The 21,523-nt window shown below is 73.8% G+C and carries 19 protein-coding genes; 8 read left to right on the plus strand and 11 right to left on the minus strand.

Features of this window, described 5'->3' with window-relative positions; genetic code table 11:
- Positions 1 to 20: 20 nt before the first annotated feature.
- The 5 genes from ACIBCA_RS00530 to ACIBCA_RS00550 all read left to right on the plus strand — a co-directional run bounded on the left by ACIBCA_RS00530 (position 21) and on the right by ACIBCA_RS00550 (position 4,582).
- The gene (locus ACIBCA_RS00530) at positions 21 to 1,640 is read left to right on the plus strand and encodes a sensor histidine kinase (RefSeq protein WP_396280542.1); all 1,620 of its coding nucleotides are present in this window, start codon (positions 21 to 23) and stop codon (positions 1,638 to 1,640) included.
- Positions 1,641 to 1,657: 17 nt separating this feature from the next.
- The gene (locus ACIBCA_RS00535) at positions 1,658 to 2,044 is read left to right on the plus strand and encodes a roadblock/LC7 domain-containing protein (protein WP_199823280.1); all 387 of its coding nucleotides are present in this window, start codon (positions 1,658 to 1,660) and stop codon (positions 2,042 to 2,044) included.
- A 76-nt stretch (positions 2,045 to 2,120) separates the two neighbouring features.
- On the plus strand, positions 2,121 to 2,483 hold the full coding sequence (locus tag ACIBCA_RS00540) for a DUF742 domain-containing protein (protein WP_396280543.1): 363 nt from the start codon (positions 2,121 to 2,123) through the stop codon (positions 2,481 to 2,483).
- Positions 2,464 to 3,081, plus strand: coding sequence for a GTP-binding protein (locus ACIBCA_RS00545; protein WP_396280544.1), 618 nt, complete (start codon positions 2,464 to 2,466; stop codon positions 3,079 to 3,081). The genes ACIBCA_RS00540 and ACIBCA_RS00545 overlap by 20 nt, the downstream gene beginning before the upstream one ends.
- 31 nt (positions 3,082 to 3,112) lie before the next feature.
- On the plus strand, positions 3,113 to 4,582 hold the full coding sequence (locus ACIBCA_RS00550; protein ID WP_396280545.1) for a cytochrome P450: 1,470 nt from the start codon (positions 3,113 to 3,115) through the stop codon (positions 4,580 to 4,582).
- Positions 4,583 to 4,633: 51 nt separating this feature from the next.
- Here the strand turns inward: ACIBCA_RS00550 and ACIBCA_RS00555 are convergent, their stop codons facing one another.
- The 3 genes from ACIBCA_RS00555 to ACIBCA_RS00565 form a co-directional block, all read right to left on the minus strand.
- Complete coding sequence (locus ACIBCA_RS00555; RefSeq protein ID WP_396280546.1) at positions 4,634 to 6,280, minus strand: purple acid phosphatase family protein; 1,647 nt, start codon at positions 6,278 to 6,280, stop codon at positions 4,634 to 4,636.
- A 106-nt stretch (positions 6,281 to 6,386) separates the two neighbouring features.
- Positions 6,387 to 7,262: an SAM-dependent methyltransferase gene (locus ACIBCA_RS00560; RefSeq protein WP_396280547.1), complete on the minus strand. Its 876-nt coding sequence runs from the start codon at positions 7,260 to 7,262 to the stop codon at positions 6,387 to 6,389.
- A gap of 65 nt (positions 7,263 to 7,327) precedes the next feature.
- A complete protein-coding gene (locus tag ACIBCA_RS00565; RefSeq protein WP_396280548.1) occupies positions 7,328 to 8,671 on the minus strand; it encodes an MFS transporter in 1,344 nt (447 codons plus the stop codon).
- 121 nt (positions 8,672 to 8,792) lie between these two features.
- Here ACIBCA_RS00565 and ACIBCA_RS00570 point away from each other — a divergent pair, with 121 nt between their 5' ends.
- Positions 8,793 to 11,591, plus strand: coding sequence for an SCO7613 C-terminal domain-containing membrane protein (locus tag ACIBCA_RS00570; RefSeq protein ID WP_396280549.1), 2,799 nt, complete (start codon positions 8,793 to 8,795; stop codon positions 11,589 to 11,591).
- A 47-nt stretch (positions 11,592 to 11,638) separates the two neighbouring features.
- Here ACIBCA_RS00570 and ACIBCA_RS00575 read toward each other — a convergent pair whose 3' ends face one another.
- Positions 11,639 to 12,031 carry a ribonuclease domain-containing protein gene (locus tag ACIBCA_RS00575; protein WP_396280550.1) on the minus strand — a complete coding sequence of 131 codons (393 nt, stop codon included), beginning with the start codon at positions 12,029 to 12,031 and terminating at the stop codon, positions 11,639 to 11,641.
- Positions 12,032 to 12,243: 212 nt separating this feature from the next.
- On the opposite strand from ACIBCA_RS00575, the gene ACIBCA_RS00580 reads away from it, so the two are divergent.
- Positions 12,244 to 12,897: a dihydrofolate reductase family protein gene (locus tag ACIBCA_RS00580; protein ID WP_396280551.1), complete on the plus strand. Its 654-nt coding sequence runs from the start codon at positions 12,244 to 12,246 to the stop codon at positions 12,895 to 12,897.
- Positions 12,898 to 13,005: 108 nt separating this feature from the next.
- Here the strand turns inward: ACIBCA_RS00580 and ACIBCA_RS00585 are convergent, their stop codons facing one another.
- Positions 13,006 to 13,884, minus strand: coding sequence for a geranyl diphosphate 2-C-methyltransferase (locus ACIBCA_RS00585; protein WP_396281212.1), 879 nt, complete (start codon positions 13,882 to 13,884; stop codon positions 13,006 to 13,008).
- Between the two features lie 65 nt (positions 13,885 to 13,949).
- A complete protein-coding gene (locus tag ACIBCA_RS00590; RefSeq protein ID WP_396280552.1) occupies positions 13,950 to 15,257 on the minus strand; it encodes a family 2 encapsulin nanocompartment cargo protein terpene cyclase in 1,308 nt (435 codons plus the stop codon).
- A gap of 459 nt (positions 15,258 to 15,716) precedes the next feature.
- Here ACIBCA_RS00590 and ACIBCA_RS00595 point away from each other — a divergent pair, with 459 nt between their 5' ends.
- Positions 15,717 to 17,039, plus strand: coding sequence for a radical SAM protein (locus tag ACIBCA_RS00595; protein WP_396280553.1), 1,323 nt, complete (start codon positions 15,717 to 15,719; stop codon positions 17,037 to 17,039).
- A 6-nt stretch (positions 17,040 to 17,045) separates the two neighbouring features.
- Here ACIBCA_RS00595 and ACIBCA_RS00600 read toward each other — a convergent pair whose 3' ends face one another.
- From ACIBCA_RS00600 to ACIBCA_RS00620, 5 genes are read right to left on the minus strand one after another with little or no spacing between them, the layout of a single operon-like run.
- Positions 17,046 to 18,143, minus strand: a complete 1,098-nt coding sequence (locus ACIBCA_RS00600; RefSeq protein ID WP_396280554.1) for an NADase-type glycan-binding domain-containing protein — start codon at positions 18,141 to 18,143, stop codon at positions 17,046 to 17,048.
- A gap of 3 nt (positions 18,144 to 18,146) precedes the next feature.
- Positions 18,147 to 18,791: a phage tail protein gene (locus tag ACIBCA_RS00605; protein ID WP_396280555.1), complete on the minus strand. Its 645-nt coding sequence runs from the start codon at positions 18,789 to 18,791 to the stop codon at positions 18,147 to 18,149.
- Positions 18,788 to 20,746 carry a putative baseplate assembly protein gene (locus ACIBCA_RS00610; RefSeq protein ID WP_396280556.1) on the minus strand — a complete coding sequence of 653 codons (1,959 nt, stop codon included), beginning with the start codon at positions 20,744 to 20,746 and terminating at the stop codon, positions 18,788 to 18,790. The genes ACIBCA_RS00605 and ACIBCA_RS00610 overlap by 4 nt, the downstream gene beginning before the upstream one ends.
- Complete coding sequence (locus tag ACIBCA_RS00615) at positions 20,746 to 21,192, minus strand: GPW/gp25 family protein (protein ID WP_396280557.1); 447 nt, start codon at positions 21,190 to 21,192, stop codon at positions 20,746 to 20,748. Before ACIBCA_RS00615 ends, ACIBCA_RS00610 begins: the two co-directional genes overlap by 1 nt.
- Positions 21,189 to 21,503 carry a PAAR domain-containing protein gene (locus ACIBCA_RS00620; RefSeq protein WP_396280558.1) on the minus strand — a complete coding sequence of 105 codons (315 nt, stop codon included), beginning with the start codon at positions 21,501 to 21,503 and terminating at the stop codon, positions 21,189 to 21,191. The genes ACIBCA_RS00615 and ACIBCA_RS00620 overlap by 4 nt, the downstream gene beginning before the upstream one ends.
- Positions 21,504 to 21,523 lie beyond the last annotated feature (20 nt).

Here is a 21,523-nt window from a genome sequence, read left to right on the forward strand (position 1 = left end):
ATCAGTTGAGGATTCCCCGCATGCATCGAGCTGGATCGCCCTCCACCAGACGGCGCCCCGCGCCCCTGTTCGGCTGGCTGCTGCCCACCGCCGTCATGGCGGCGGCAGCGGCGGTCGCCGCAGCGCTGGTGGACGTCGGAGCCCGGGCCGCGGTGCTCTGGTGCGGGGCGACGGGCACCGTACTGGTCGCCGTGGTGGCCGCCGAGTCCGCCCGCCGGGGCACCGCCCTCGCCGCGCTGCGCGACCAACACGCGCGCCAGATAGACGAGTTGAGGCAACAGGTGGCCGCCCAGGAGCGGGCCGTGGTCCGGATGGCCGAGCACGGCATGCCGCTGCTCGTCGCTGCCACTCGCAACGGCACCCAGTCGGACGAGCTGATGGGCCCGTACGACAGCCCCTCCGCCGCCTCCCCCGCGTTCCGCAAGTCGCTGCGGGCCGTCGCCAAGAGCGTCTGCGTGGCCGTGGACGACGAGGTGAGCCGCCGCGACTCCGCCGAGCGCGCCTTCGTCAACATCGCCCGCCGGGTGCAGGCCATCATCCACCGCCAGGCCAAGGACCTGCGCGAGATGGAGGACCGGCACGGCAACGACCCGGCCGTCTTCGACGACCTGCTGCGCCTGGACCACGGCAACGCGCTGACCGGCCGCCTGGCCGACTCCATCGCCGTCCTCTCCGGCGCCCGCCCCGGCCGCCAGTGGACCAGGCCCATCGCGCTGTACTCGGTGCTGCGCGGCGGCATGTCCCGCATCCTCGAGTACCAGCGCGTCGACCTGCACCCCGTGCCGCAGCTGTCGGTGAGCGGCCCGGCCGTCGAGCCGCTGATCCACGCCGTCGCCGAGCTCCTCGACAACGCCACCCGCTACTCCCCGCCGCAGACCCACGTGCACCTGAGCGCCTCCGAGGTGCAGAGCGGCATCGCCATCGAGATCGAGGACGGGGGCCTCGGCCTCACCGACGAGGCCCGCAGCCGCGCCGAGCGGGCGATCCGCGACGGCATGGTCTCCAAGGACTTCGACGACCTCACCGAGTCCCCCCGCCTGGGCTTCGCCATCCTCGGCCGGCTCTGCCGCGCCTACGGCTACCACCTGTCGCTGCGCCGCTCCGCGTACGGCGGCGTTCGCGCGGTGCTGATCGTGCCGCAGGCCATGTTCACCACCGCTCCCCCGACCGGCCGGGCGCACGGCATCGGCGCCGTCTCCGGCCCGCGCCCCCTGCCCCCGGAGCCGCCGCGCCACGCGGCCCCCGCCTGGGGCTCGCGCCCCTCGGCCGGCGTCGGCCCCTCCTACGGCTCCAGCAGCCCGTGGGGGCCGCCCCCCGGCGCCGTCGCCGCGTCCGCCGCCTCCTCCGGGGGTGACGACGAGTACGTGGTCACCGAGCGCACCCCCAACGGCCTGCCGCAGCGCCGTCGCAGCCGGCCGGTGGCCCGGGGCGGGTTCGCCACCCCCGCGCGCGGCACCGCTCAGCCCTCCGGCCCGACCGCCGGGCCCGCCACGGGCGGCCCGGCCGCGCCGGCTCCCCGCCCCCAGAAGGAGCCCGGTCTGTGGCTGGAGGCGTTCATGGACGGCTACAAGGGCACCGGCCCGTCCGCCGGTCCGTCCGGTCAGACCAGTGAAGAGACGGCAGGGAAAGGCGAGCAGTGATTCCTCACCGCAACAACATGGACTGGATTCTCAACGATCTCGCGCACAGCGTCCCGTACGTACGGCACATCATCGTGCTGTCCTCGGACGGACTGCGGATCGCCCAGTACGGCGCGGACCCGGACACCGCGGACCGGCTGGCCGCCGCCTGCGCGGGGCTGCAGAGCCTGGCCGCCGCGGTCGGGCAGCAGTTCCCGCACGGGAACGGCGCGATGCGGCTGGTGGTGATCGAGGTGGACGGCGGCTACTTCTACCTGATGTCGGCCGGCGACCGCGCCTACCTCGCGGTGCTGGCCGACGAGGGCGTGGACGCGGGCCTGGTCAGCCACCAGATGCGCGACCTGGTGGCGCGGATCGGCGAGCACCTGGCCGCCCCGCCGCGCAATCCCGAAGCGGTCGCGTGAACCGGCACGGTCACGTGAACCGGCACGGTCGGGTGCGGCGCAACGGTCGCGTGAACCAGCACAGTGAGGCGAGCACATGACGGCAGCCGACCAGGGCGACTGGGACGGCCCCAGCCCGGATCGCCTCTACGTGATCACGCGCGGCCGCAGCGGCCCGTCCGGGCCGGGCGTCTTCGACCTGGTCACGCTGATCGTCTCCCTCTCGGAGCCGACGCCCACCATGCAGCCCGAGCACGCGGCCATCCTGCGGCTGTGCCGCTCCCCGCTCTCGGTGGCGGAGGTCTCCGCCTACCTGGAGCTGCCCACCAGTGTGGTCACCGTGCTGCTGGCCGACCTGCTCGACGACGGCCGGATCGAGGCCCGATCCGCCGTCCCCCGGGCCGAACTCCCCGACCGTGCCCTCCTGGAGGCGGTGATCCATGGACTACAGCGGCTCTGACACCGTGGCGGGCCCGGCCCGGGAGGACCTGCTGCCGGACTCGATGACCATGGCGGTCAAGGTGGTCATCGTCGGCGGCTTCGGCGTCGGCAAGACCACCCTCGTCGGCTCGGTCAGCGAGATCCGCCCGCTGACCACCGAGGAGACGATGACCCAGGCCGGCATCGGGGTCGACGACCCGACCGGCGTCGAGCAGAAGACCGCCACCACCGTGGCCATGGACTTCGGCCGCATCAGCATCGACGACCGCCTGGTGCTGTACGTGTTCGGCACCCCCGGGCAGGAGCGCTTCTGGTTCCTGTGGAACGGCCTCTTCGAGGGCGCCCTCGGCGCGGTGGTGCTGGTCGACACCCGCCGGCTGGAGGTCAGCTTCGAGGTGATCGGGCGGCTCGAGGACCGGGGCGTGCCGTTCGTCGTCGCCGTCAACGGCTTCCCCGAGGCGCCCGGTTTCGCCGTCGAGGAGCTGCGCCAGGCGCTCGACCTGCCGCCCGAGGTGCCGATCGTCGACTGCGACGCGCGCAGCCGCGAGTCCAGCCGGGACACGCTGATGACCCTGATGCGGTACCTGTACGACCTCGCCGTACCGGCTCCGCGCTGAGCCTTTCCCCACCCCCTTCTTCGGAGATCCTGTGACCACCCCGTACCGCGACGACGCCGCCCTCACCCCGCCGCCGGGCTGCCCGGCCCACGGGCGCCCCGCCGTCGACCCGATCGGCCCCGGCGGCCTGCGCCGCCTCTACGGCCCGGAGGCCGAGACCGACCCGGCGGGCCTGTACGAGAAGCTGCGCGCCGAGTACGGCGACGTCGCCCCCGTGCTGCTGCACGGCGACCACCGGGCCTGGCTGATCCTCGGCCACGCCGCCAACATCACCGCCATGCGCACCCCCTCGCTGTTCTCCCGCGACTCCCGGCGCTGGACGGCGTTCCGCAACGGCGAGGTCCCGGTGGACTCCCCGCTGATGCCGGTCGTCGCCTGGCAGCCGATCTGCGTGTTCGCGGACGGCGAGGAGCACCGCCGGCTGCGCGACGCCCTGCTGGACGGCCTGAACGGTTTCGACCGGCGCGGTATCCGCCGGCACGTGCGGCGTTACACCACCGAGCTCGTCCAGGTGGTCTGCAGGACGGGCCGCGCCGAGCTGATCACCCAGTTCGCCGAGCACCTGCCGATGCTGGTGATGACCAGGCTGATCGGCATGCCCGTCGACGACGGCCCCCAACTCGTCAACGCGGCACGCGACTTGATGAAGGGCACCGAGACGGCGGTGGCCAGCAACGAGTACGTGGTCGCCAGTCTGCGCCGCACCATCGCCCTCAAGCGCACCGACCCGGGCGACGACCTCACCAGCCGCCTGCTGGCCCACCCGGCCGGGCTGACCGAGGACGAGGTGATGGAGCACCTGCGGGTGGTGCTGCTCGCCGCCAACGAGACCACCATCAACCTGGTCGCCGACTCGCTCAAGATGGTGCTCACCGACCCGCGCTTCCGCGCCCACCTGTCGGGCGGTCAGATGACCCTCGGCGAGGCGCTGGACCAGGTGCTGTGGGACTCCCCGCCGATGTCCCTGGTCGCGGGCCGCTGGGCGACGGCCGACACCGAGCTGGGCGGGCAGCAGATCCGCCAGGGCGACCTGCTGCTGCTCGGCCTGGCCGCCGGGAACGTCGACCCGGTCGTCCGGCCCGACCTCGCGGCGCCGCTCTACGGCAACCGCTCGCACCTGTCCTTCGGCGCGGGCCCGCACGAGTGCCCGGGGCAGGACGTGGGGCGGCACGTCGCCGAGGCGGGGATCGACATCCTGCTCACCCTGCTGCCGGACGTACGCCTGGCCGTGCCGGAGGAGGACCTCGTCTGGACCTCGGCCTGGATCTCGCGCCATCTGACGGCATTGCCGGTGGAGTTCACCCCGTGCGAGGTCGAGGACGACCCGGACACGGTGGCGGAGCGGACCGTACGGACCCGTGAGGTGCCCGCCGCGGAGGAGGCGCCCGCCGAACCGGTGCCGGTACCGGAGGCGGCGCCCGTCGCCGAGCCGGTCGCCTTCGTCCCGGCGCCGCGGCGCAGCTGGTGGGACGTGCTCACCGGGTTCCTGCGCGGGCGCTGATCCCCGGCAGGGGCGCGTAGCCGGGGCCGGAACACCGGCCCCGGCCGTCCGTCAGCCGTCGGTCCGCCGCCGCTGGAGGGTGAAGGTGTCCACCGGGGTGAGGTCCCCGTGCGGGCCGTCGAAGGTGTAGTAGGTGACCCGCATCGTGGTGGTGCCGCCCCGCCGGTCGCCGGGGTCCACGTCGAAGGCGGCGAAGCCGTGGGTGTTCTTCCGGTCCTGGACGGCGGCCCAGGGCGCGTCCTCGGTGACCCAGATCGACTCGCGGTAGGGCACGCCCGGGGCCGGCTTGTCCTCCAGGCCGACGACCACCCGGCTCTTGGGCGTCTGGAACAGGTCGTCCTGGGTGGTCGCGGCGTTGCCGCCGGCGCCGATGACCATGTGGACGGTGCCGCGCCCGGTGTCGGCCAGGTTCGGGTCGGTGCCGGTGGGCACCGGGGTACGGGTGTCGTTGGGCAGGGTGCCGCGCACGGGGTGGGAGCGCTCGTAGTAGTGCTCGTGGCCGCAGACCACCAGGTCGACCCCGTAGGAGTCGAACAGCGGGCCCCACGCCTCGCGCAGGCCGAGGTCGCTGCCCGCGCCGTGCATCGAGGTGGAGATCATCGGGTGGTGCATGCACACCACGATCCAGTCGATCCCCCGGTCACCGCGCGCCGCCCGCAACTCCCGCTCCAGCCAGCGGCGTTGGGCGCCGCCGGAGTAGCCGCGGATGTACCGCTCGCTGGACATCTGGATCGTCTCGTCGTCGTTGGCGAGGCTGATGAACCGCACCGAGCCGACCGTGAAGGCGTACCACATGCCCCGGGTCTCCTCGTCGCGGTCGGCGGTCGAGCCGGGGAGGGTGAAGTAGGTCTGGTAGCCGAGGGCGCCGATCGGGCCGTTGCCGAGCTCGTTCTCGTGGTTGCCGGCGCAGGGCATCCAGGGGCGCAGCCGGGTGGAGCGGCTGTTGTTGATGAACCAGTCGGCCCAGGTGGCGGTGCGGCTCTGGCCGTGGCGGCCGCTGTAGGAGGCGTAGCAGAGGTCGCCGTTGACGAGGTTGAACAGCGGGCCGACGCGTTCGACGGCGGCGACGATGTCGGCGGCGTGCGGGGTGCCGACCTGGCTGCTCATGTAGACGGGGTACTTGCCGAGGGGTGAGGGCATGCCGTCCGGGAAGACGACCAGGCGTCGGAGGTTGGGGGCGCCCTGGTCGCCGAAGCTGGTGAAGGTGAAGGGCATGCGTCCGCGCGGGGCGGTGGTGAAGCTGCCGGTCTCGTGGTTGGCGCCGTCGTGGCCGGCGCTGTAGAGGTAGGTGGCGCCGGGGCGCAGGCCGGTGAGCCGGGCGTGGTGGACGTACACCTCCACCTTGTCGAGGTCGTCGCGGTAGGTGCGGGTCTCCGCCTCGACGATCCGGCCGAGGCCGCCGTCGGGCGCGCCGAGGCGGACGTGGGGGCGGCGGACGGAGACCGGGGTGATCCAGGAGACGGTCATCTCGGTCGAGGCGTCGGTGCCGAACTGGAGGTGCAGGCCCGTCACGCTGGGGGTGCCGGTGCGGTGCGGGGTGGTCCTGAGCATCGGGCTCGCCGGGGTGTCGCCCCCGGCCCCGCCTCCGCCCTCGTCCTGGTTGTCGGCCGAGGCCGGCTGGGCGGCCGCGGTGCCCGCCACCAGCGCGGCCCCGGCCGCCGAGGTGCTCTTGAGGATGGACCTGCGTGCGATCGTCATGGGAACTCCGCCTGCCGAGTGGGGGTTTCGACCCGGAGCACTGTAGATGACGTGCGCATGCGAGAACTCCGCGCAGGTGACCTGTTGTCAGCAAGCTGCCAAGGGGCTACGGCTTGCGGCCGACGGCGCCGTAGGCCGGGGTCTCCTCGCCGGGGAGGGGCCCGTCGCCGAGCTCCGGGTGCCAGTGGTCGATCAGCACCACGCCGGGGTCGTCGAGTTCGAGGCCCTCGAAGAACCGGGTGAACTCGGCGCGCGTGCGGGCGTGGACCTCGACGCCGGCCTCGGCGTAGCGGCGCGAGCCCTGGCGGATGCGTTCGGAGGTCACGTCGGAGGTCCCGGCGGTGAGGGCGAGGAAGCTGCCGGAGGGCAGGGCCTCGAGGATCTCGCGGACGGGCGGGTGCGCGGACTCGTCGGAGAGGAAGTGCACGATGTTGATCAGGGTGAGCGCGACGGGCTGGCGAAGGTCCAGGGTGCCCGCGACGGCGGGGTCGTTGAGGAACTTGCCCGGGTCGCGCAGGTCGCCCTCGACGTAGGCCGTGCGGCCCTCGGGGGTGCTGGTGAGCAGGGCGCGGGAGTGGGCGAGGACGATCGGGTCGTTGTCGACGTACACCACCCGGCCGGCGGGGTCGACGCGCTGGACGACCTCGTGCAGGTTGGGCGTGGTCGGGATGCCGGTGCCGACGTCCAGGAACTGGCGCACGCCGTGCGTCTCGGCGAGGCGGTGGACCATGCGGTGCATCACCGCGCGGGCGGAGGTGGCGGCGGCGCGGGCGCCGGGCCAGTCGGCGAGCACGCGGTCGCCGACCTCGCGGTCCGCCGGGAAGTTGGTCTTCCCGCCGAGCAGGTAGTCGTATATCCGGGCGGGGTGCGCCCGGTCGGTGCGCAGGTCGGTCTGCGGCGGCAGCTCGAATCCGGCATCGGTGAGCCAGGTATCCGGTGTCTGGTCGTGCGGTGTCTGGTCGTGCGGTGTCCGGTCGGTCATGGAAGCCCTCCCCGTCGGCTTGTCCAGACCACTGAATCACAGGGGGTGATCGTCCGTCAGGCGGTTCACGGTGTCCGCTGACGGTCGCGCTCGCCCGCCTCCCTGATCGCGGTCACGAAGGAGGGTACCCGCATCGCCGTGAACAGTCCCACCAGCGGGCCCGCCGTGCACAGCGTGACGTACCCGGGGATCAGCCCGAGGCCGTGGTGGTGGCCCAGCCACTCGGCCAGCAGCGGGAAGGTACCGCCGAAGGCCGCGATGGTGGCGGCGTTGACCACGCCCAGGCCCACGGCCCGGACCTCGGTCGGGAAGAGCAGGCCGGTGAACACGTTGAGGGTGCCAAGCACCGTGGCGACGAGCATGCCGAGCACCACGGCGACGAGCTGGAAGGGCAGCCAGCCGCCGCGCAGCCCGTAGAGGAGGACGGAGACCAGCGGGATCGGCAGGGCGAAGCCGATCCGGGCGACGGGCAGCAGGCCGAAGCGGTCGGCGGCGGCGCCGGTGAGCAGCATGGTGACCAGCACCACCGCGAGGACGACCGTCATGAAGGAGGCCGCCTCCTCCTTGCCGATGACGCCGTAGGCGGCGGCGTACTGGGGCAGGTAGACCAGGGCGAAGTAGTAACCGACCGTGCCGCCCAGGGTGTTGAGGAAGACGGTGAGGGCCGCCCAGCGGTGGGTGCGCAGCATCCGCAGGAAGGGCGGGCGCTCGTCGCCGTGCTCGGCCCGGGCGCGGTGGAACTCCTCGCTCTCCGGGGCCGTGCGGCGCACCCAGACGGCGGCGAGGCCCAGCAGGGCGGCGACGACGAAGCCCCAGCGCCAGCCGCCGTTCTCCAGGCCGGACTTGCCCAAGGTGTGGATCAGCAGGGTGAGCACGCCGAAGGAGAGCAGCGAGCCGATGATCACCCCGCCGTAGGAGAGCGCGCTGAACGCGAAGCGGTGCCGGGGCGGCGCGGTCTCCGTGACGTACGCGGCGACGCTGGGCGCCTCCCCGCCGAAGGCCAGCCCCTGCACCAGGCGGGCGACGACGGCCAGGACGGCCGCCCAGACGCCGATGGTGGCGCGGCCGGGCAACGCGGCGAGGCCCAGGCTCGCGGCCGCGATGACGGTCATGCCGAGGCTGAGCGCGAAGCGCCGTCCCCGGGTGTCGCTGAGCCGGCCGATCAGATACGAACCGATCGGTCGGGCGACGAACCCCACGGCGAAGGTCGCGTAGGCGGCGAGGACGCCGCTGAGGCCGCTCTTTCCGTGGCCGAAGAGGTCGGCTGCGAAGTAGGTGGCGAGGACGGCGTAGATGTTCCAGTCGAAGGACTCGACCACCGAGCCGACCGTCGCGGCGGCCAACTCCCGCCGCCGGCCGCCGCTCTGGCGCAGGTCGGGCGAGGATATCGCGGCGATTCCGTCTGTCATGACCTCAGCATGGCACCGGGTGGGCCGGGGTGGAATCGGCGCGGGCGCACGGGCGCTCGGTGTTCGAATTGAGTACGACTACTCATGTGCGGGCCCGGCGCCGCCCGTCAGACTCCGGGGCATGGTCAGCAGTGTTCCCCCGTCGTCCGACCGACAGCCGCCCGCCCCGCTCGGGTGTCCCGACTGCGCCGCCGCGCTGCCTCCGGGCACGCCCGCGCGGTGCCCGGCCTGCCGGTTGCCGTTGGGCGGGCCGGTGGCGGCGCGGCTGTGGCAGGTGGAGAAGGGGCTCGACGAAGCCGAGAGGCGGCGGGTGACGCTGCTGGGGCTGCGGGAGGAACTGCTCGTCCAGCTGCGGGCGTTGCGGGATCTGCCGGACGCGCCGCCGCTCGCTCCGGTGTGGCCCGCTCCCCCGGTCGCCGCCCGCGCGGGCGAGGTGTCCGGGCGCTCGGCGCAGACGGCGCTGCTGGTGCTCGGCGGTGTGCTGGTGAGCATCGCGGCGCTGGTGTTCACGGTGGTCAGCTGGGGCCGGCTGGGTGTCGCCGGGCGGGCCGCGGTGCTGTTCTGCCTCACCGCCGCCGCGCTGGCCGCGCCGCTGGTGCTGCGGTGGCGGAAGCTGTTCGCGACGGCCGAGACCTTCGCCGGGATCGGTGTCGCGCTGCTCCTGCTGGACGGGTTCAGCCTGGAGCACCTCGGGCCGGGGAGCTCGGGCGCGCCCGGGTACTGGGCGGGCGTGACGGCCGTGGTGTCGGCCGGGTCGGCGGCGTACGGGTGGCTGCTGCGGATGCGGGTGCCGCTGTTCGCGGGCTTCCTGCTCGGGCGGCTGCCACTGCTGCTGGCGGCGCACGCGGCGGGGTTCGGTGACGTCACCGGGTCGGTGACGGCGATGGCGGCGACGGCGGCGCTGGACTACGCGTTCCTGCGGCGGGGCCCGGTCCGCTCGCTCGCGCCGCGGGTCGTGAACGTCTTCGCGGTGATGAGCCTGGTGTGGGCGGCGACGGCCGCCGCGTTCGCGCTGCAGGTCTCGCTGAACGCCGGGCTCGCCCTGGCGCCGATCCGGGGTGGCGGCAGCCGGGTGGAGGCTTCGCTCGGTGTCTGGCTGCCGCTGGGGCTGCTGGCGCTGGTCGCCCTGGCCGTCTCGCTGCCCCGGGGCTACCCCGGGCTGAGCGTCGACGGCCGCCGGATCGCCGCGGGGGCGGCGGGGCTGGCGGCCGTGGCCGCCGGGGGCGGGACGTGCGCGGCGCTGCTGCCGGGCGGCTGGGGCGCGGTGGGCTTCGGGGCGCCGGCGGTGCTGCTCGTGGTGGCGGGCGCCGCCCGGCTGGGGCGGGGCGCTGTGGAGGGCCGGGTGGTCCCGGTCGGGCTGCTGACGGTGGCGGGGGCGGTGCTGACCGCCACCTCGGCGGTCTCGCTGGAGCAGCTGCTGCCCGGGCTGGTCGAGCCCGTGGCGCACTGGCGAGTGGCCTGGGAGGGGAGCCGGCCGCCGCACGGGAGCCAGGCGGCCCCGGGCGCGGCGCTGACGGCGCTGTGGCTGCTGCTGGCCGCCGGGGCTGCGGTGCGGGTGTCCGGGCTGAAGGCGGCCACGACGGCTGCGGCGGAGGCCGTGGCCTCCGGGGTCGCTGCGGTGGCGCTGGCGCTGCTGCCGGTGGCGTTCGGGCTGTCGCCCGCAGTGGCGGTCGGGTTCGTCACCGCGCTGGCGCTGGCGGGCGGCTGGTTCCTCGACCGGCGCCCTGCGTTGGCCCCCGGGGTGATCGTCGCGGGCGTGCTGGCGCTGCTGTGGGCACTGGCCGACCGGCCGTCCACGATCGTCGTGCTCGCCCTGGCGGCGGCGCTCGCCGCCGTGCTGACCGGCCGGGGCCGCCCGGCGCCGGCGGTCACGGCCGCGCTGGCGGTGGCCGCGCTGGGCGGGGAGGCGGCGGCGGTGGCCGTCACGGCGGGGCTGGAGCGGCCGGACCACCTGCTGGCGGTGCTCGCCGTCGCCCTCGCCACCGCGCCGGTGGCGGCCTGGCTGACGGGGCGTGCGGACGCGGCCGTCGGAAGTGGTGCCGCAGTCGGGCAGCAGCGGGCCGACCGCGCCCGGCTCACCGGACGTACGGACCCGGCCGTCGCGGCGGCGGTGGAGTTCGCCGGTTACGGCCTGGCCGCGCTCGCCCTGCTGCTGAGCGTCGACGTGCCCGGGCGGCTCTCCTTCGAGCTGGCGGTGACCGGTGTCGCGGCCCTCGGCGTGGGCCTGCGGGCGGACCGGCGGCGCAGCGCCCCGGCGGCCGGGGTCGCGCTGCTGATCGTCGCCTCCTGGATCTGGCTGGCGCGGCAGGAGGTGGGCACGCCCGAGGCGTACAGCCTGAGCCTGGCCGTGGCCGCCCTGGTCTTCGGCCACCTGCGGCGGCGGCGCTTCGCCGAGGAGGGGCTCGGGCCCGCCTTGCCGATCAGCCCGGATCAGGCCGCGGCGTTGGGGTGCGTGCATCGCAAGGCGGAGGAGGGAGCCACTGCGGAGCATTGGCGACCGACGACAACGCGGCGAGGCGCGTGCCCCGGCGTCGCGGCCCCGGGGGGATCGGCAAGGCGGGCCCCAGGTTCCTGGGCGGTGTACGGGCCCGGGCTGGCCGTCGGGCTGCTGCCGAGCCTCTGGGCGCTGTTCCTGGACGGGCACTGGCTGCGGCCGCTGCTGCTGGGCCTGGCGGCGCTGGCGGTTGCGGTGCTGGGGGTGCGGCTTCGGTTGCAGTGCCCGCTGCTGCTGGGCGGCGGGGTGCTGGTGCTGGTGGCGGGGCACGAACTCGCCCCCACGGTGGTACAGGTGCTGGGCCTGCTCCCCCGCTGGGTGCCGCTGGCCGTGGCCGGGGCGCTGCTGCTGGCGCTGGGCGCCACGTACGAGCGACGGCTGCGCGAGGCCCGGCGGCTGGCCGGGGCTCTGCGGCGGCTGGGCTGAGCGGTGGGGCCCCGCCGTGGCTCGGGCGCGGGGCCCCACCGGGGGTGTCAGCAGCCGAAGTTGATCGTGCGGAACGTCACGTAGTGGTCGCTGGTGTAGTAGTCCTCGTGGTACCGCTTGCCGGTGATGATGCGGCGGGTGCCACGGGTCGGGGCGCCCGGGGTGACCACCGTGTACTCGTGGTAGTAGCCGGTCGCCTGGGCCGGGAGCACGGTGCCCCTGTTCTGGAACACGATGCCGTCGTGCGGGTACGGGAACGGCCCGTTGGAGGCGATCAGGTTCAGGGTGGTGTGGGCCTCGGCCGGGAGGGCGGTCAGGCACACCGAGCCCTGGACGGACGCCTGCGCCTCGGTGGCGACGGCGACCGGTGCGAGGGTGGCCAGGGCGAGGGTGGCGATGACGGCGGCGGCGCGGGTCTTCGCGCGTAGAGTGCGGGTCATGTCAAACAGGATGGCGACCGTGACCGGTCTCCGGAAGCCCCTGAACCGACTCTTCATCTCCGGTCAACTCGACGTACCCGGCGAGGACTTGATCCCGCCCCACGGAAGCGCCGGGCGCCCCCGCCACGCCCGGCCGTGACCGACCGTCACGAGTTGTCACACCCTCCGGCTAGCGTGAGCACCGAGCTTTTCCGAGCAGAGGAGGAATACCGATGTCCCTGGTCCGGGTCCACAACTTCTCGATCTCCCTCGACGGCTACGGCACCGGCGAGGATCAGCGCCTCGAGTCGCCCTTCGGCCACGCCGGCGGCCGGCTGGTGGACTGGTTCACCGGCACCAGAACCTTCCACCGGATGACCGGCCGGGAGGGCGGCGCCACCGGGGTCGACGACGCGATGGCGGCGGCCTGGGGCCCCGGCATCGGCGCCGAGATCATGGGCCGCAACAAGTTCGGCCCCCAGCGCGGGCCCTGGGAGGACGAGTCCTGGCGCGGCTGGTGGGGCGAGGAGCCGCCCTTCCACACGCCGACGTTCATCCTCACCCACCATCCGCGCCCCTCCGTGGAGATGGAGGGCGGCACCGTCTTCCACTTCCTCGACGCCACGCCCGAGGAGGCCCTCCGTCAGGCGCGGGAGGCGGCCGGCGGGCTGGACGTGCGGATCGGCGGCGGCCCGACCACCGTCCGGGAGTTCCTGGAGGCCGATCTGATCGACCACCTGCACGTGGCCGTCGTGCCGATCGTGCTCGGCCGGGGCGTCCGGCTCTGGTCGGGCCTGGAGGACCTCCAGGAGCGCTTCGACGTCGAGGCGGTGAGCAGCCCGAGCGGGGTCACCCACCTCACCTTCACCCGGCCGCGCAAGCCCTGACGGAGGCAGATGCCCTGACGGAGGCGACAGCACGGCGCACGCGCGCGGGCGGCCTCCCCTCTCCGCAGTTCGCGAGGGGAGGCCGCCCGTGAGGACGCATCCGGAGGATCAGACGCGGTCGGCCGCGATCAGCACGTACTGGAAGGAGCCGTCCTTGTAGGACTCGATGAACGCCTCCTCGATGCCGGTGACCAGCGAGGTGGTGTTGCGCAGCTCCCAGTAGGGCAGCGTGTCCGGGGTCAGGTCGATGACAGCCTGGGGCACCAGGCGGTTGTCGGCCATGGCCCGCAGGTACTCGCGGCGGGAGTGGATGTTGCACTCGAAGTGCGCGTTGATCTGCGAGACCCACTTCGACGGCTGGCCGTAGCGCGGGTTCCAGCAGCCGGTGATGGTGACGTAGCGGCCGCCGACCGCGAGCACCCGGGAGTGCTCGGCGAAGAGGTCGTGCAGGTCCACGTACATGCTGGACTCGTTGTTCCAGGAGCCGGCGATGCTGCCGTTCTCGATCGGCATGTCGAGCATGTTGGCGACCCGCGAGCGCACCGACTCGCCGATGCCCAGCTCCCGGGCGCGGTTGTTGCCGAAGTCGGCCTGCTGCACGGAGAGGGTCAGGCCCTCGACCTTGGCGCCGAAGCGCTGGTGGGCCATCACCATCGAGCCGCCGCGGCCGCAGCCCGCGTCGAGGAGGGTGTGGTCGGCGCGGATCTCGCCGAGGTGGTCGAGCAGCACGTCGGCCTGGGCGGACTCCAGGCGGTGCAGCTCGGCGATGACCTTCTTCTCGCGCTCGCTGTCGGCCGGGTCGCCGATCGCGGCCTCGTCGATCGCACCGATGCCGTAGTGGTGGTGGTACAGGCCGTCGACGTCTCCAAGACGCAGGTTGACGGGGCGAGCCTCGTTGTTCCAGTAGCGCGCGATGTCGCCCTGGTAGGGGGTCGCCGGGCCGGGGATCGCGGCCTCGTTGGCGGTGAGGTCGTCGGTCAGGGACATGCGGGTCAACTCCAGGATTCTCAGCGATGGTTACGGGACAAGGTGGTACGGCCGCCGACGGCTGGTCACCAGAAGTCGGGCAGGCTGTAGCGGTGCGTGTTGGTCTGGTGCCAGTAGTGGTTGCCGTCGAGCCACGCGGCCACGCCCTGGAGGAAGCGCACGAGCGCCGGCACCGGGCAGGCGACGGCCAGCGCGGCCGACTCGGCCTCGAAGGCGAGCATCAGGTCGTTGTGGACCTCGACCGCCTTCAGATAGCCCTCCTGGCGCGAGACGTTCTCGCGCTCGGAGATCACCACGGGCAGGTTCAGGTGCAGTCCGGGGCTGGACAGCTCCTTGGTGTACGAGTACAGGTCGTTGACGATCGTGGTGGCGTTGCCGGCCAGCGCGATCACCCGTTGCATGGCGGGCAGCGCGTGCAGCTCGGCGGGCAGCTCGTAGCCGCCGACCGTGTCGGTGATCGTCGGGCAGGGGCGGAAGTTGTTGAACTGGCGCATCGCCAGGTACTCCCACACCTCCGGGACGTAGTCCGTCTCCGTCCAGGCCGCCTCGGCCAGGTACCCCATGTGCAGCCGCGCCATGTCGTGGCGGAAGCGGTCCGCCTGGGAGGGCGTGGAGGCGCGGACGAAGTAGTCCATCGCCGAGCGGTACGAGCGCCGGGGCGCGTCCTCGGAGAGCGAGGCCTCCCAGGCCGGGTGGTACTCCGGCGTGGTGTGCAACGGGTCCAGCGCGGTGTGCGCGAGCAGCAGCCGGCCGCCCAGGCCGACCGGCGAGCCGCCGAGGTCCTCGCAGTAGCAGTCGTCCACGGCGTTCTCGGCGACCATCAGGCGGGCGGCCAGCATCAGGTGGTCGATGCTCGGCGCGTCCGGGTGGCAGGCCACCATGTAGCGCCCGGTGGAGAACCCGTCGAAGTCCTTCTCCCACTCCGGCGGGTAGAGCTCGACCTCGTCCATCGCCCACGCCTTGATGCGCAGGCTGAGCGCCTCCACGCGGACGGGGTCGGGCTCGGCGACGGGGTGGTGGTAGAGGCCCGGGATGGGGTCACCGGACTTCGGCTTGCCGCCGGAGGGCGCCGCGGCGGCCGAGGGCGGGGTCAGGCCGGGGAAGGGCAGACCGGGGGCGGAGAGGCCGGGAACGTACAGGCCCGGTACGGGCGGGGCCTCGATCTCGGGTACGTCGGCTTCCGGTGTTTCGACCTCGGGAACGTCAACCTCCGCGACCTGGGCCTCGGGTGGCTCGGGGGTCTCGACCTCCGGCGCTGCGGGCGGCGCCGTCAACTGGAGTCCTGAGGTGCCCAGTCCACTGGGACCGCGCAGGATCCTTTCCATAGCGGTGGTGCTCACGGATGGGGAGTCCGGTGTGGTGCTCAGGGGCATGGAGCCTCCTCCGAGAAGGATCGCAAGATATGACGGGACCTCATCTCGCCCGCCGCGAGGGGAAACTCCACGCTGCGGACCCCGTCTCGCTCGGTCCCCAACCGTATGCGCGAAAGGCCGTTCCGCATCGCAACGGACGATCTTCTACACCCGATCAGGTGAACGTTCGTGCTGTCAGGTGTGGACACGCCCTTGTCATGCATCACCACACGCCCCCGCGGCGTCAACCGGGCGCACACACCCGTGTCCCGACCCGCGCGGGCGCGGCGGGCCCGTCGCGGCGAGGGCGGTTCGAATGCGCACCTCCTCTCCCCTCGGGTCGGGGTGAGCGCGTAGAACAGCGCGTGTGCGGATCCGGACGCGCCCCGACCCGGGCCTTCGATCCCCGTCCGTGTAAGAAGGAGAAGAATGGCGGGCGGCGCCGCCGCAGGTGGCGGGGCCGAGAAGGAGGACCAGCGCATGCAGAGCCAGACCGGCAGCCGTACCGCACTCGTCGAGGACCTGATGGGGCGCTTCCCCGACGTGCCCAGGGAGGCGGTGATCAAGGAGGACCTGCTGCGCGGCGGCATGGCCTTCGACGAGTCCGCGCTCAGCGGCAGCTCCGGGGCCGGGGGCGGCGAGGTCAAGCCGAAGTCGTACTTCATCTTCTCCTTCGACCACCGCACCCTTCCCGAGCTGGGCGCGGCCGCGCTCAACCGGCCGCCGGAGGAGATCGTCCTGACCGGCGGGCCGTACGGGCTGCGCCGCACGGTGGTGTCGGTGCGGGTCAACCCGGACTCCCCGTACCGGGTCGGCGCGGGGGACGACGGCACGCTCGGGCTCTACCTGGACGGCGCGCGGATCGCCGACGTGGGCCTGCCGCCGATGCCGGACTACTACCGGCACACCCTGGCCAACGGGAAGTCGGTGATGGAGGTCGCCCCGACCATCCAATGGGGTTACCTGATCTACCTCACGGTCTTCCGCGTCTGCCAGTACTTCGGCGCCAAGGAGGAGTGCCAGTACTGCGACATCAACCACAACTGGCGCCAGCACAAGGCCGCCGGCCGCCCGTACACGGGCGTCAAGCCCGTCGAGGAGGTGCTGGAGGCACTGGCGCTGATCGACGAGCACGACACCGCCCGTGCCTCCAAGGCGTACACCCTCACCGGCGGGGCGATCACCTCGCAGGTCGGCGGGAAGGACGAGGCCGACTTCTACGGCCAGTACGCCAGGGCCATCGAGGAGCGCTTCCCTGGCCGGTGGATCGGCAAGGTCGTCGCCCAGGCCCTGCCGCGCGAGGACGTCCAGCGCTTCCACGACTACGGCGTGCGGATCTACCACCCCAACTTCGAGGTCTGGGACAAGCGGCTGTTCGAGCTGTACTGCCCGGGCAAGGAGCGCTACGTCGGCCGGGACGAGTGGCACCGCCGCATCCTCGACTCCACCGAGGTGTTCGGGCCGGAGAACGTCATCCCCAACTTCGTCGCGGGCGTGGAGATGGCCGCGCCGCACGGCTTCACCACCGTGGACGAGGCCATCTCCTCCACCGAGGAGGGCCTGCGCTACTTCATGTCGCACGGCGTGGTGCCGCGCTTCACCACCTGGTGCCCCGAGCCGACCACCCCGCTCGGCAAGGCGAACCCCGACGGCGCGCCGCTGGAGTACCACATCCGGCTGCTCCAGACCTACCGGGGGACGCTGGAGGAGTTCGGGCTCTCCTCCCCGCCCGGGTACGGGCCGGCCGGGCCGGGCAACGCGGTCTTCTCGGTCAGCTCGTTCATGGACTCGCTGACCGGGTGAATCCGCCTACGTCCGTTTGAAGAACTCCACCTCGGCCAGGGCGATGCTGCGGCCGGGGCCCGTACCGGCCGCCTCGCGGACGGTGAGTTTCACCTGGACCACGTCGCTGATCCCGGTGGCCACCGTCTGCGGGCCCGGGCGGTCCTCCAGCGTGACCTGCCGGCGGTCCGTCCCGCCGTCCTTGTCCGTGACCTCCAGGGTCAGGACGATCGGGCGGGCCTGCTGACGGAACTGCTCCGGAACCGGGGAGGGGCCGGTGTGGACGATCAGGTCCACCAGGCGGAACGGGGTGCGGAAGGAGAAGGTGAGGGAGTCCCCGACCGCGGGGGCTCCCCAGAAGGTGTTGCTCACGCCGTCGTCGGCGGCCGTGGCGGGGTGGCCCTCGGCGGCGGCGCTCGCCGTGGTGGCGGAGGGGGCGACGGGCGCGGTGCCGCCCATCTTGTCCAGCACGTCCTGGAACGCGCGCTCCCCGGCCGGGTAGAGCAGCACGCCCGCGACCACCAGGGCCGCCAGCACCAGCAGCGCGATCGTACGGCGCAGCGCGGTGCCCGAGCCGCCGATGCGCACCCGGCGGCGGAACGGCCAGCGGGTGCGCCACCAGGGCAGGGCCGGCGGCGGGGCGGTGACGGTCAGTGGGGCGGCGCAGCGGCGGCAGAAGCGGCGCTCGGGCAGGTTGGGGGTGCCGCACCTGGGGCAGGGCGGGCCGTCCTGGGTGTCGTCGGGGCCGGTGGCGCGGACGACGGGGCGAGGCGGGAGGGGCTTGGCGGGCTGGACGGCGACGGGGTCGGGTTCGGGTTCGGGCTCGGCGGGGGCGGGCGTCCGGGGGGCGGGGGCCTTGGGTTCCGGGGCCGTGGGTTCGAGAGCCTCGGGCGGTCGGACGGGCTGCACGAGCTCGGGTCGCGTCGCAGGCTCTGCGGGCTTCGGCGGCGCGACCGTCTCCCGGGCCGGCTCCTCGCGTACGGGCTCCTCCCGTACGGGCTCGGCGGGCGTCGCCCTGGGCGCCGCCGGGCTGTCGGCGCTCGACCAGGCGAGGTAGGCGCCGCAGTTGCCGCAGAAGTCGTCCCCCTGCGCGTTGGTCGTTCCGCACTCCGGGCACACCGGCATCCGTCATCCCTCCGTTCGGCCGGGCAGGCCGGGCAGTCCGGGCAGGCCGGGCAGACCGGGCGGGCCGGGCGGGCCGGGCGGGCCGGGCAGGCCGGGCGGGCCGGGCGGGCCGGGCAGGATCTCCACCCGGCAGGTCAGGTGGACCGGGCAGCCGGCCCTGACGACGGCGAGCACCTGGTCCTCGTCCAGGGCCGCGCCGCGCAGGGGCCAGGCCCGGACGAGCAGTTCGCCGTTCGGCGCGGGCGGCAGGGCGGCTCCGGCCGTGGTGGACCAGCCGGCCCCTCCCCCGTCCACGATCTCGGCACCGGCGCCCAGCACCAGTCGCAGCCGTTCGGCCAGCCCGCGGCGGGTGCCGCGCCAGCGGTGCAGTTCGACGGCGCGGCCGACGACGGCGCGGCGCACCTCCAGGGGCCAGGCCGGATCGGTCTCGACAGCGACCCAGGAGGCCAGCCAGTCGAGGAAGTCCGGTGGCGCGAGGCGGGGTTGGAGGTAGGCGGGCAGGTTGTCGAGGGTGGAGAAGACGGGGGCGAGGACGGTGTCCAGGCCCGCGGTGAAGCGCTGGGCGAAGTCGTCCTCGGCGAAGAGGGCGGGCAGCAGGTCGCCGATCGGGTGCGGGCTGGGCAGCCCCGGTACGGCCGCACGCGTCATGCTCCACCGTCCTCGGCCGTGGTGACGATCACCTGGTGCTGGTGGGAGAAGGCGAGGGCGTCCGGGGGGACGTCGATGCGTTCGGCGGGGGCGCCCCGGCGGCCGGTGATCGGGTCGGCGGGGAAGAGCCGCAGCTCCTCGACGCCCGCGACGGCGGCCACCCGCTGGAGGACGGCGAACACCTCGCCGTACCGCACCGCCCGTCCGAACGGCCAGCCCGTGCCGTCCGCGCCGCCGCGCAGCGGGTTGAGGTGGCGGTAGAGCGCGGCCAGGGCCGCCTCCCGGACGCGGTCCGGGTCCGGGGAGCGGGTGGTGAGCCGGGCGACGACCGTCACGCCCTGGTAGGCGGGCGGCTGGACGAGCAGGCGGGTGCCGATCAGCCGCCGTTCGTCGAGGGCGGTGGCCACAGCGGCGAGCACCTGCTCGTCGGGGATCAGCTGCTCGAAGCGCAGCCGGTCGCCGTCGTCCGCGACGGCCTCGGGCACGACCAGCACGCGCACGGCGCCCGGCTCGCCGGGGGCGGCGGGCACGCAGCTGATCCGGGCGGCGGAGGGTGCGGCCTGGCGGGCGATCAGCTCGTAGTCCCCGGCGGTCACGGCGCGCTCCTGGAGGCGCAGTTGGTGCGGGGCGCGCTGCTTGGCGTTGTCGACGCTCTCGCCGTCCACCCCTCCCCTGGCCGCCTCGCGGTTGTCGACCCGGGCGATGTACGGGACGGAGCTGCGCAGCACGGTGATCGTGCCGCGCGCGACGTTGCCCGCCGTTCCGCCGCCGGTGCGGTACTGCGGCACGCGCAGCCGGGCGCCCTTGGGCGGGACGGCGCCGAAGGCGCGCAGGGTGCCGTCCGGTTCGCGGACGGCGGGCGGGAGGTGGAACTCGCCGGTGGTGGCGTCGAGGACCACGTGCCGGTCGGTGGGCGAGGAGTCGCCGAAGTGCTCGACGACCGTCCAGCGTTCCCAGCCGTCGCCGGCCGCGACCTCGAGGACCGGCGGCCCGGCGTCGAGGAGGACGGGCGGGCGGGCGAGGCGGTAGCGCTGGCCGGCGACGCCCTCGGAGGCGCCGAGCTGCGCGTCGGTGACGGTCTGGGCGTGGGCGGCGGTCGCGGTGCCGCCGACGGTGAAGACCTCGGCGCTGCGGATGGTCGGGGACTCGGAGTAGAACGGCTGGCCTTGGCGCGGTTCGGTGACGCGGCAGCGCAGCCAGCCGGCGCGGCGGCCGGAGACCACGGAGGCGGTGTGCCCGGCGGGGACGAACACCACGACCTCGCCGGGCCGGTTGAGGCCGCCGGTGGTGTCGGTGCCGGTCTCGCAGGGCAGCCAGCGGGCGCCGTCCCACGCCTCCCAGGCCAGCGGGGGCTGGCGGGGGTCGACGCCGACGCCCTCGACGCGGCTGTCCAGGCGGACGGTCAGGATGCAGCGCGGGACGGCCGCCGGAAGGGCGAGGAGCATGGCGTCCCCGGCCTGCGGGCGCGGCTGGAAGCAGGGCACGTCGGCGCCGTCGGCCAGTCGGGCGGTGCGGTCGCTCTGCTCGCCGGTGGCGGAGACGGTGATCAGCCGCTCCAGCGTGCTGGGGACGACGGGCAGGTCCTCGGCGGTGGCGAAGACCACGGCCTCGTCGGTCTCGGTGCGCAGGGTGGAGACCTCGGTGCCGGCGCGCAGCAGGACGGTTTCGGACTGGGGCGCGGAGAGCCAGAAGTCGACCTCGGCGCGGGCGGCGGCGGGCGGGAAGAGGCGCACGCCGAGGAGGTCGAGGAAGGCCGCGTAGTTCTTCTCCGGGACGCGGTTGAGGCGGTAGAGGAGCTGGTCGACCAGGTAGGCGAAGGTCTCGATGAGGGTGACGCCGGGGTCGGAGACGTTGTGGTCGGTCCACTCGGGGGCGCGCTGCTGGACGTAGCGCTTGGCCTCGTCGACGAGCTGCTGGAAGCGGCGGTCGTCCAGGTTCGGGGAGGGCAGGGCCATCAGTGCGTGCCGCCTTCCGCCGTCGCCGGGACCGGCTCGGCTCCGGAGGGGTGCTCGGGGATCGTGTAGAAGGGGAAGACGAGGTTGCGACGGTCGTTCGTGGAACGAACGGTGTAGTGGAGATCGATGTAGAGCGTGCCCTCGTCGACGCCGTCGAAGGCGATCACCACGTCGTCCAGCTCGATCCGGGGCTCCCAGCGCTCCAGGGCGAGGCGCACCTCGCGCGCGATCCGCCCGGCGGTGGTGCCGTCGCCGGGGGCGAAGACGTACTCGTGGATGCCGCAGCCGAACTCCGGCCTCATGGGCCGCTCGCCGGGGGCGGTGCCGAGGATCAGCCGGATGGCCTCGGCGATCTCCCGGTCACGCTCCACCATGCCGATGCCGCCGGTGGCGTTGACCCGCAGGGGGAACGCCCAGCCCCGGCCGATGAATCCGCCGGTCGTCATATCGCTCCTCCGATCAGCACGTTGAACGCGCCCGTGATGATGGTGGCGCCGCAGACGGTCTTGTCGCCCACCCTGGCCGCCGGCAGGCCGCCGATGAGCACCAACCCGCCGGTCATTCCGCCGAGTTGGGGTTCGACGAGGTTGGTGGGCCCGAGTTCGACGTGCGGGACGCAGGCGTGCAGGGTGCCGACCACGGCGGCGGGGCGGCCGCCGATCAGCACCGTCGCCACCTTGAGGGCGGCGCCCGGCGGCGGGGTGGTGAGGGCGCCGCCGTGGTCGGTGGGGTCGCCGGTCCGGGCTGCGGGGGGCATGTGCGGTTCTCCGTTCCAGA

This window comes from Kitasatospora sp. NPDC051170, from assembly GCF_044455705.1.
Classification (GTDB): domain Bacteria; phylum Actinomycetota; class Actinomycetes; order Streptomycetales; family Streptomycetaceae; genus Kitasatospora.

Coding starts and splice junctions, on each gene's coding strand:
- ACIBCA_RS00530 (WP_396280542.1), top strand. CDS start 21: ATGCATCGAGCTGGATCGCCCTCCACCAGACGGCGCCCCGCGCCCCTG.
- ACIBCA_RS00535 (WP_199823280.1), top strand. CDS start 1,658: ATGGACTGGATTCTCAACGATCTCGCGCACAGCGTCCCGTACGTACGG.
- ACIBCA_RS00540 (WP_396280543.1), top strand. CDS start 2,121: ATGACGGCAGCCGACCAGGGCGACTGGGACGGCCCCAGCCCGGATCGC.
- ACIBCA_RS00545 (WP_396280544.1), top strand. CDS start 2,464: ATGGACTACAGCGGCTCTGACACCGTGGCGGGCCCGGCCCGGGAGGAC.
- ACIBCA_RS00555 (WP_396280546.1), bottom strand. CDS start 6,280: ATGACGATCGCACGCAGGTCCATCCTCAAGAGCACCTCGGCGGCCGGG.
- ACIBCA_RS00560 (WP_396280547.1), bottom strand. CDS start 7,262: ATGACCGACCGGACACCGCACGACCAGACACCGCACGACCAGACACCG.
- ACIBCA_RS00565 (WP_396280548.1), bottom strand. CDS start 8,671: ATGACAGACGGAATCGCCGCGATATCCTCGCCCGACCTGCGCCAGAGC.
- ACIBCA_RS00570 (WP_396280549.1), top strand. CDS start 8,793: ATGGTCAGCAGTGTTCCCCCGTCGTCCGACCGACAGCCGCCCGCCCCG.
- ACIBCA_RS00575 (WP_396280550.1), bottom strand. CDS start 12,031: ATGACCCGCACTCTACGCGCGAAGACCCGCGCCGCCGCCGTCATCGCC.
- ACIBCA_RS00580 (WP_396280551.1), top strand. CDS start 12,244: ATGTCCCTGGTCCGGGTCCACAACTTCTCGATCTCCCTCGACGGCTAC.
- ACIBCA_RS00585 (WP_396281212.1), bottom strand. CDS start 13,884: ATGTCCCTGACCGACGACCTCACCGCCAACGAGGCCGCGATCCCCGGC.
- ACIBCA_RS00590 (WP_396280552.1), bottom strand. CDS start 15,257: ATGCCCCTGAGCACCACACCGGACTCCCCATCCGTGAGCACCACCGCT.
- ACIBCA_RS00595 (WP_396280553.1), top strand. CDS start 15,717: ATGCAGAGCCAGACCGGCAGCCGTACCGCACTCGTCGAGGACCTGATG.
- ACIBCA_RS00600 (WP_396280554.1), bottom strand. CDS start 18,143: ATGCCGGTGTGCCCGGAGTGCGGAACGACCAACGCGCAGGGGGACGAC.
- ACIBCA_RS00605 (WP_396280555.1), bottom strand. CDS start 18,791: ATGACGCGTGCGGCCGTACCGGGGCTGCCCAGCCCGCACCCGATCGGC.
- ACIBCA_RS00610 (WP_396280556.1), bottom strand. CDS start 20,746: ATGGCCCTGCCCTCCCCGAACCTGGACGACCGCCGCTTCCAGCAGCTC.
- ACIBCA_RS00615 (WP_396280557.1), bottom strand. CDS start 21,192: ATGACGACCGGCGGATTCATCGGCCGGGGCTGGGCGTTCCCCCTGCGG.
- ACIBCA_RS00620 (WP_396280558.1), bottom strand. CDS start 21,503: ATGCCCCCCGCAGCCCGGACCGGCGACCCCACCGACCACGGCGGCGCC.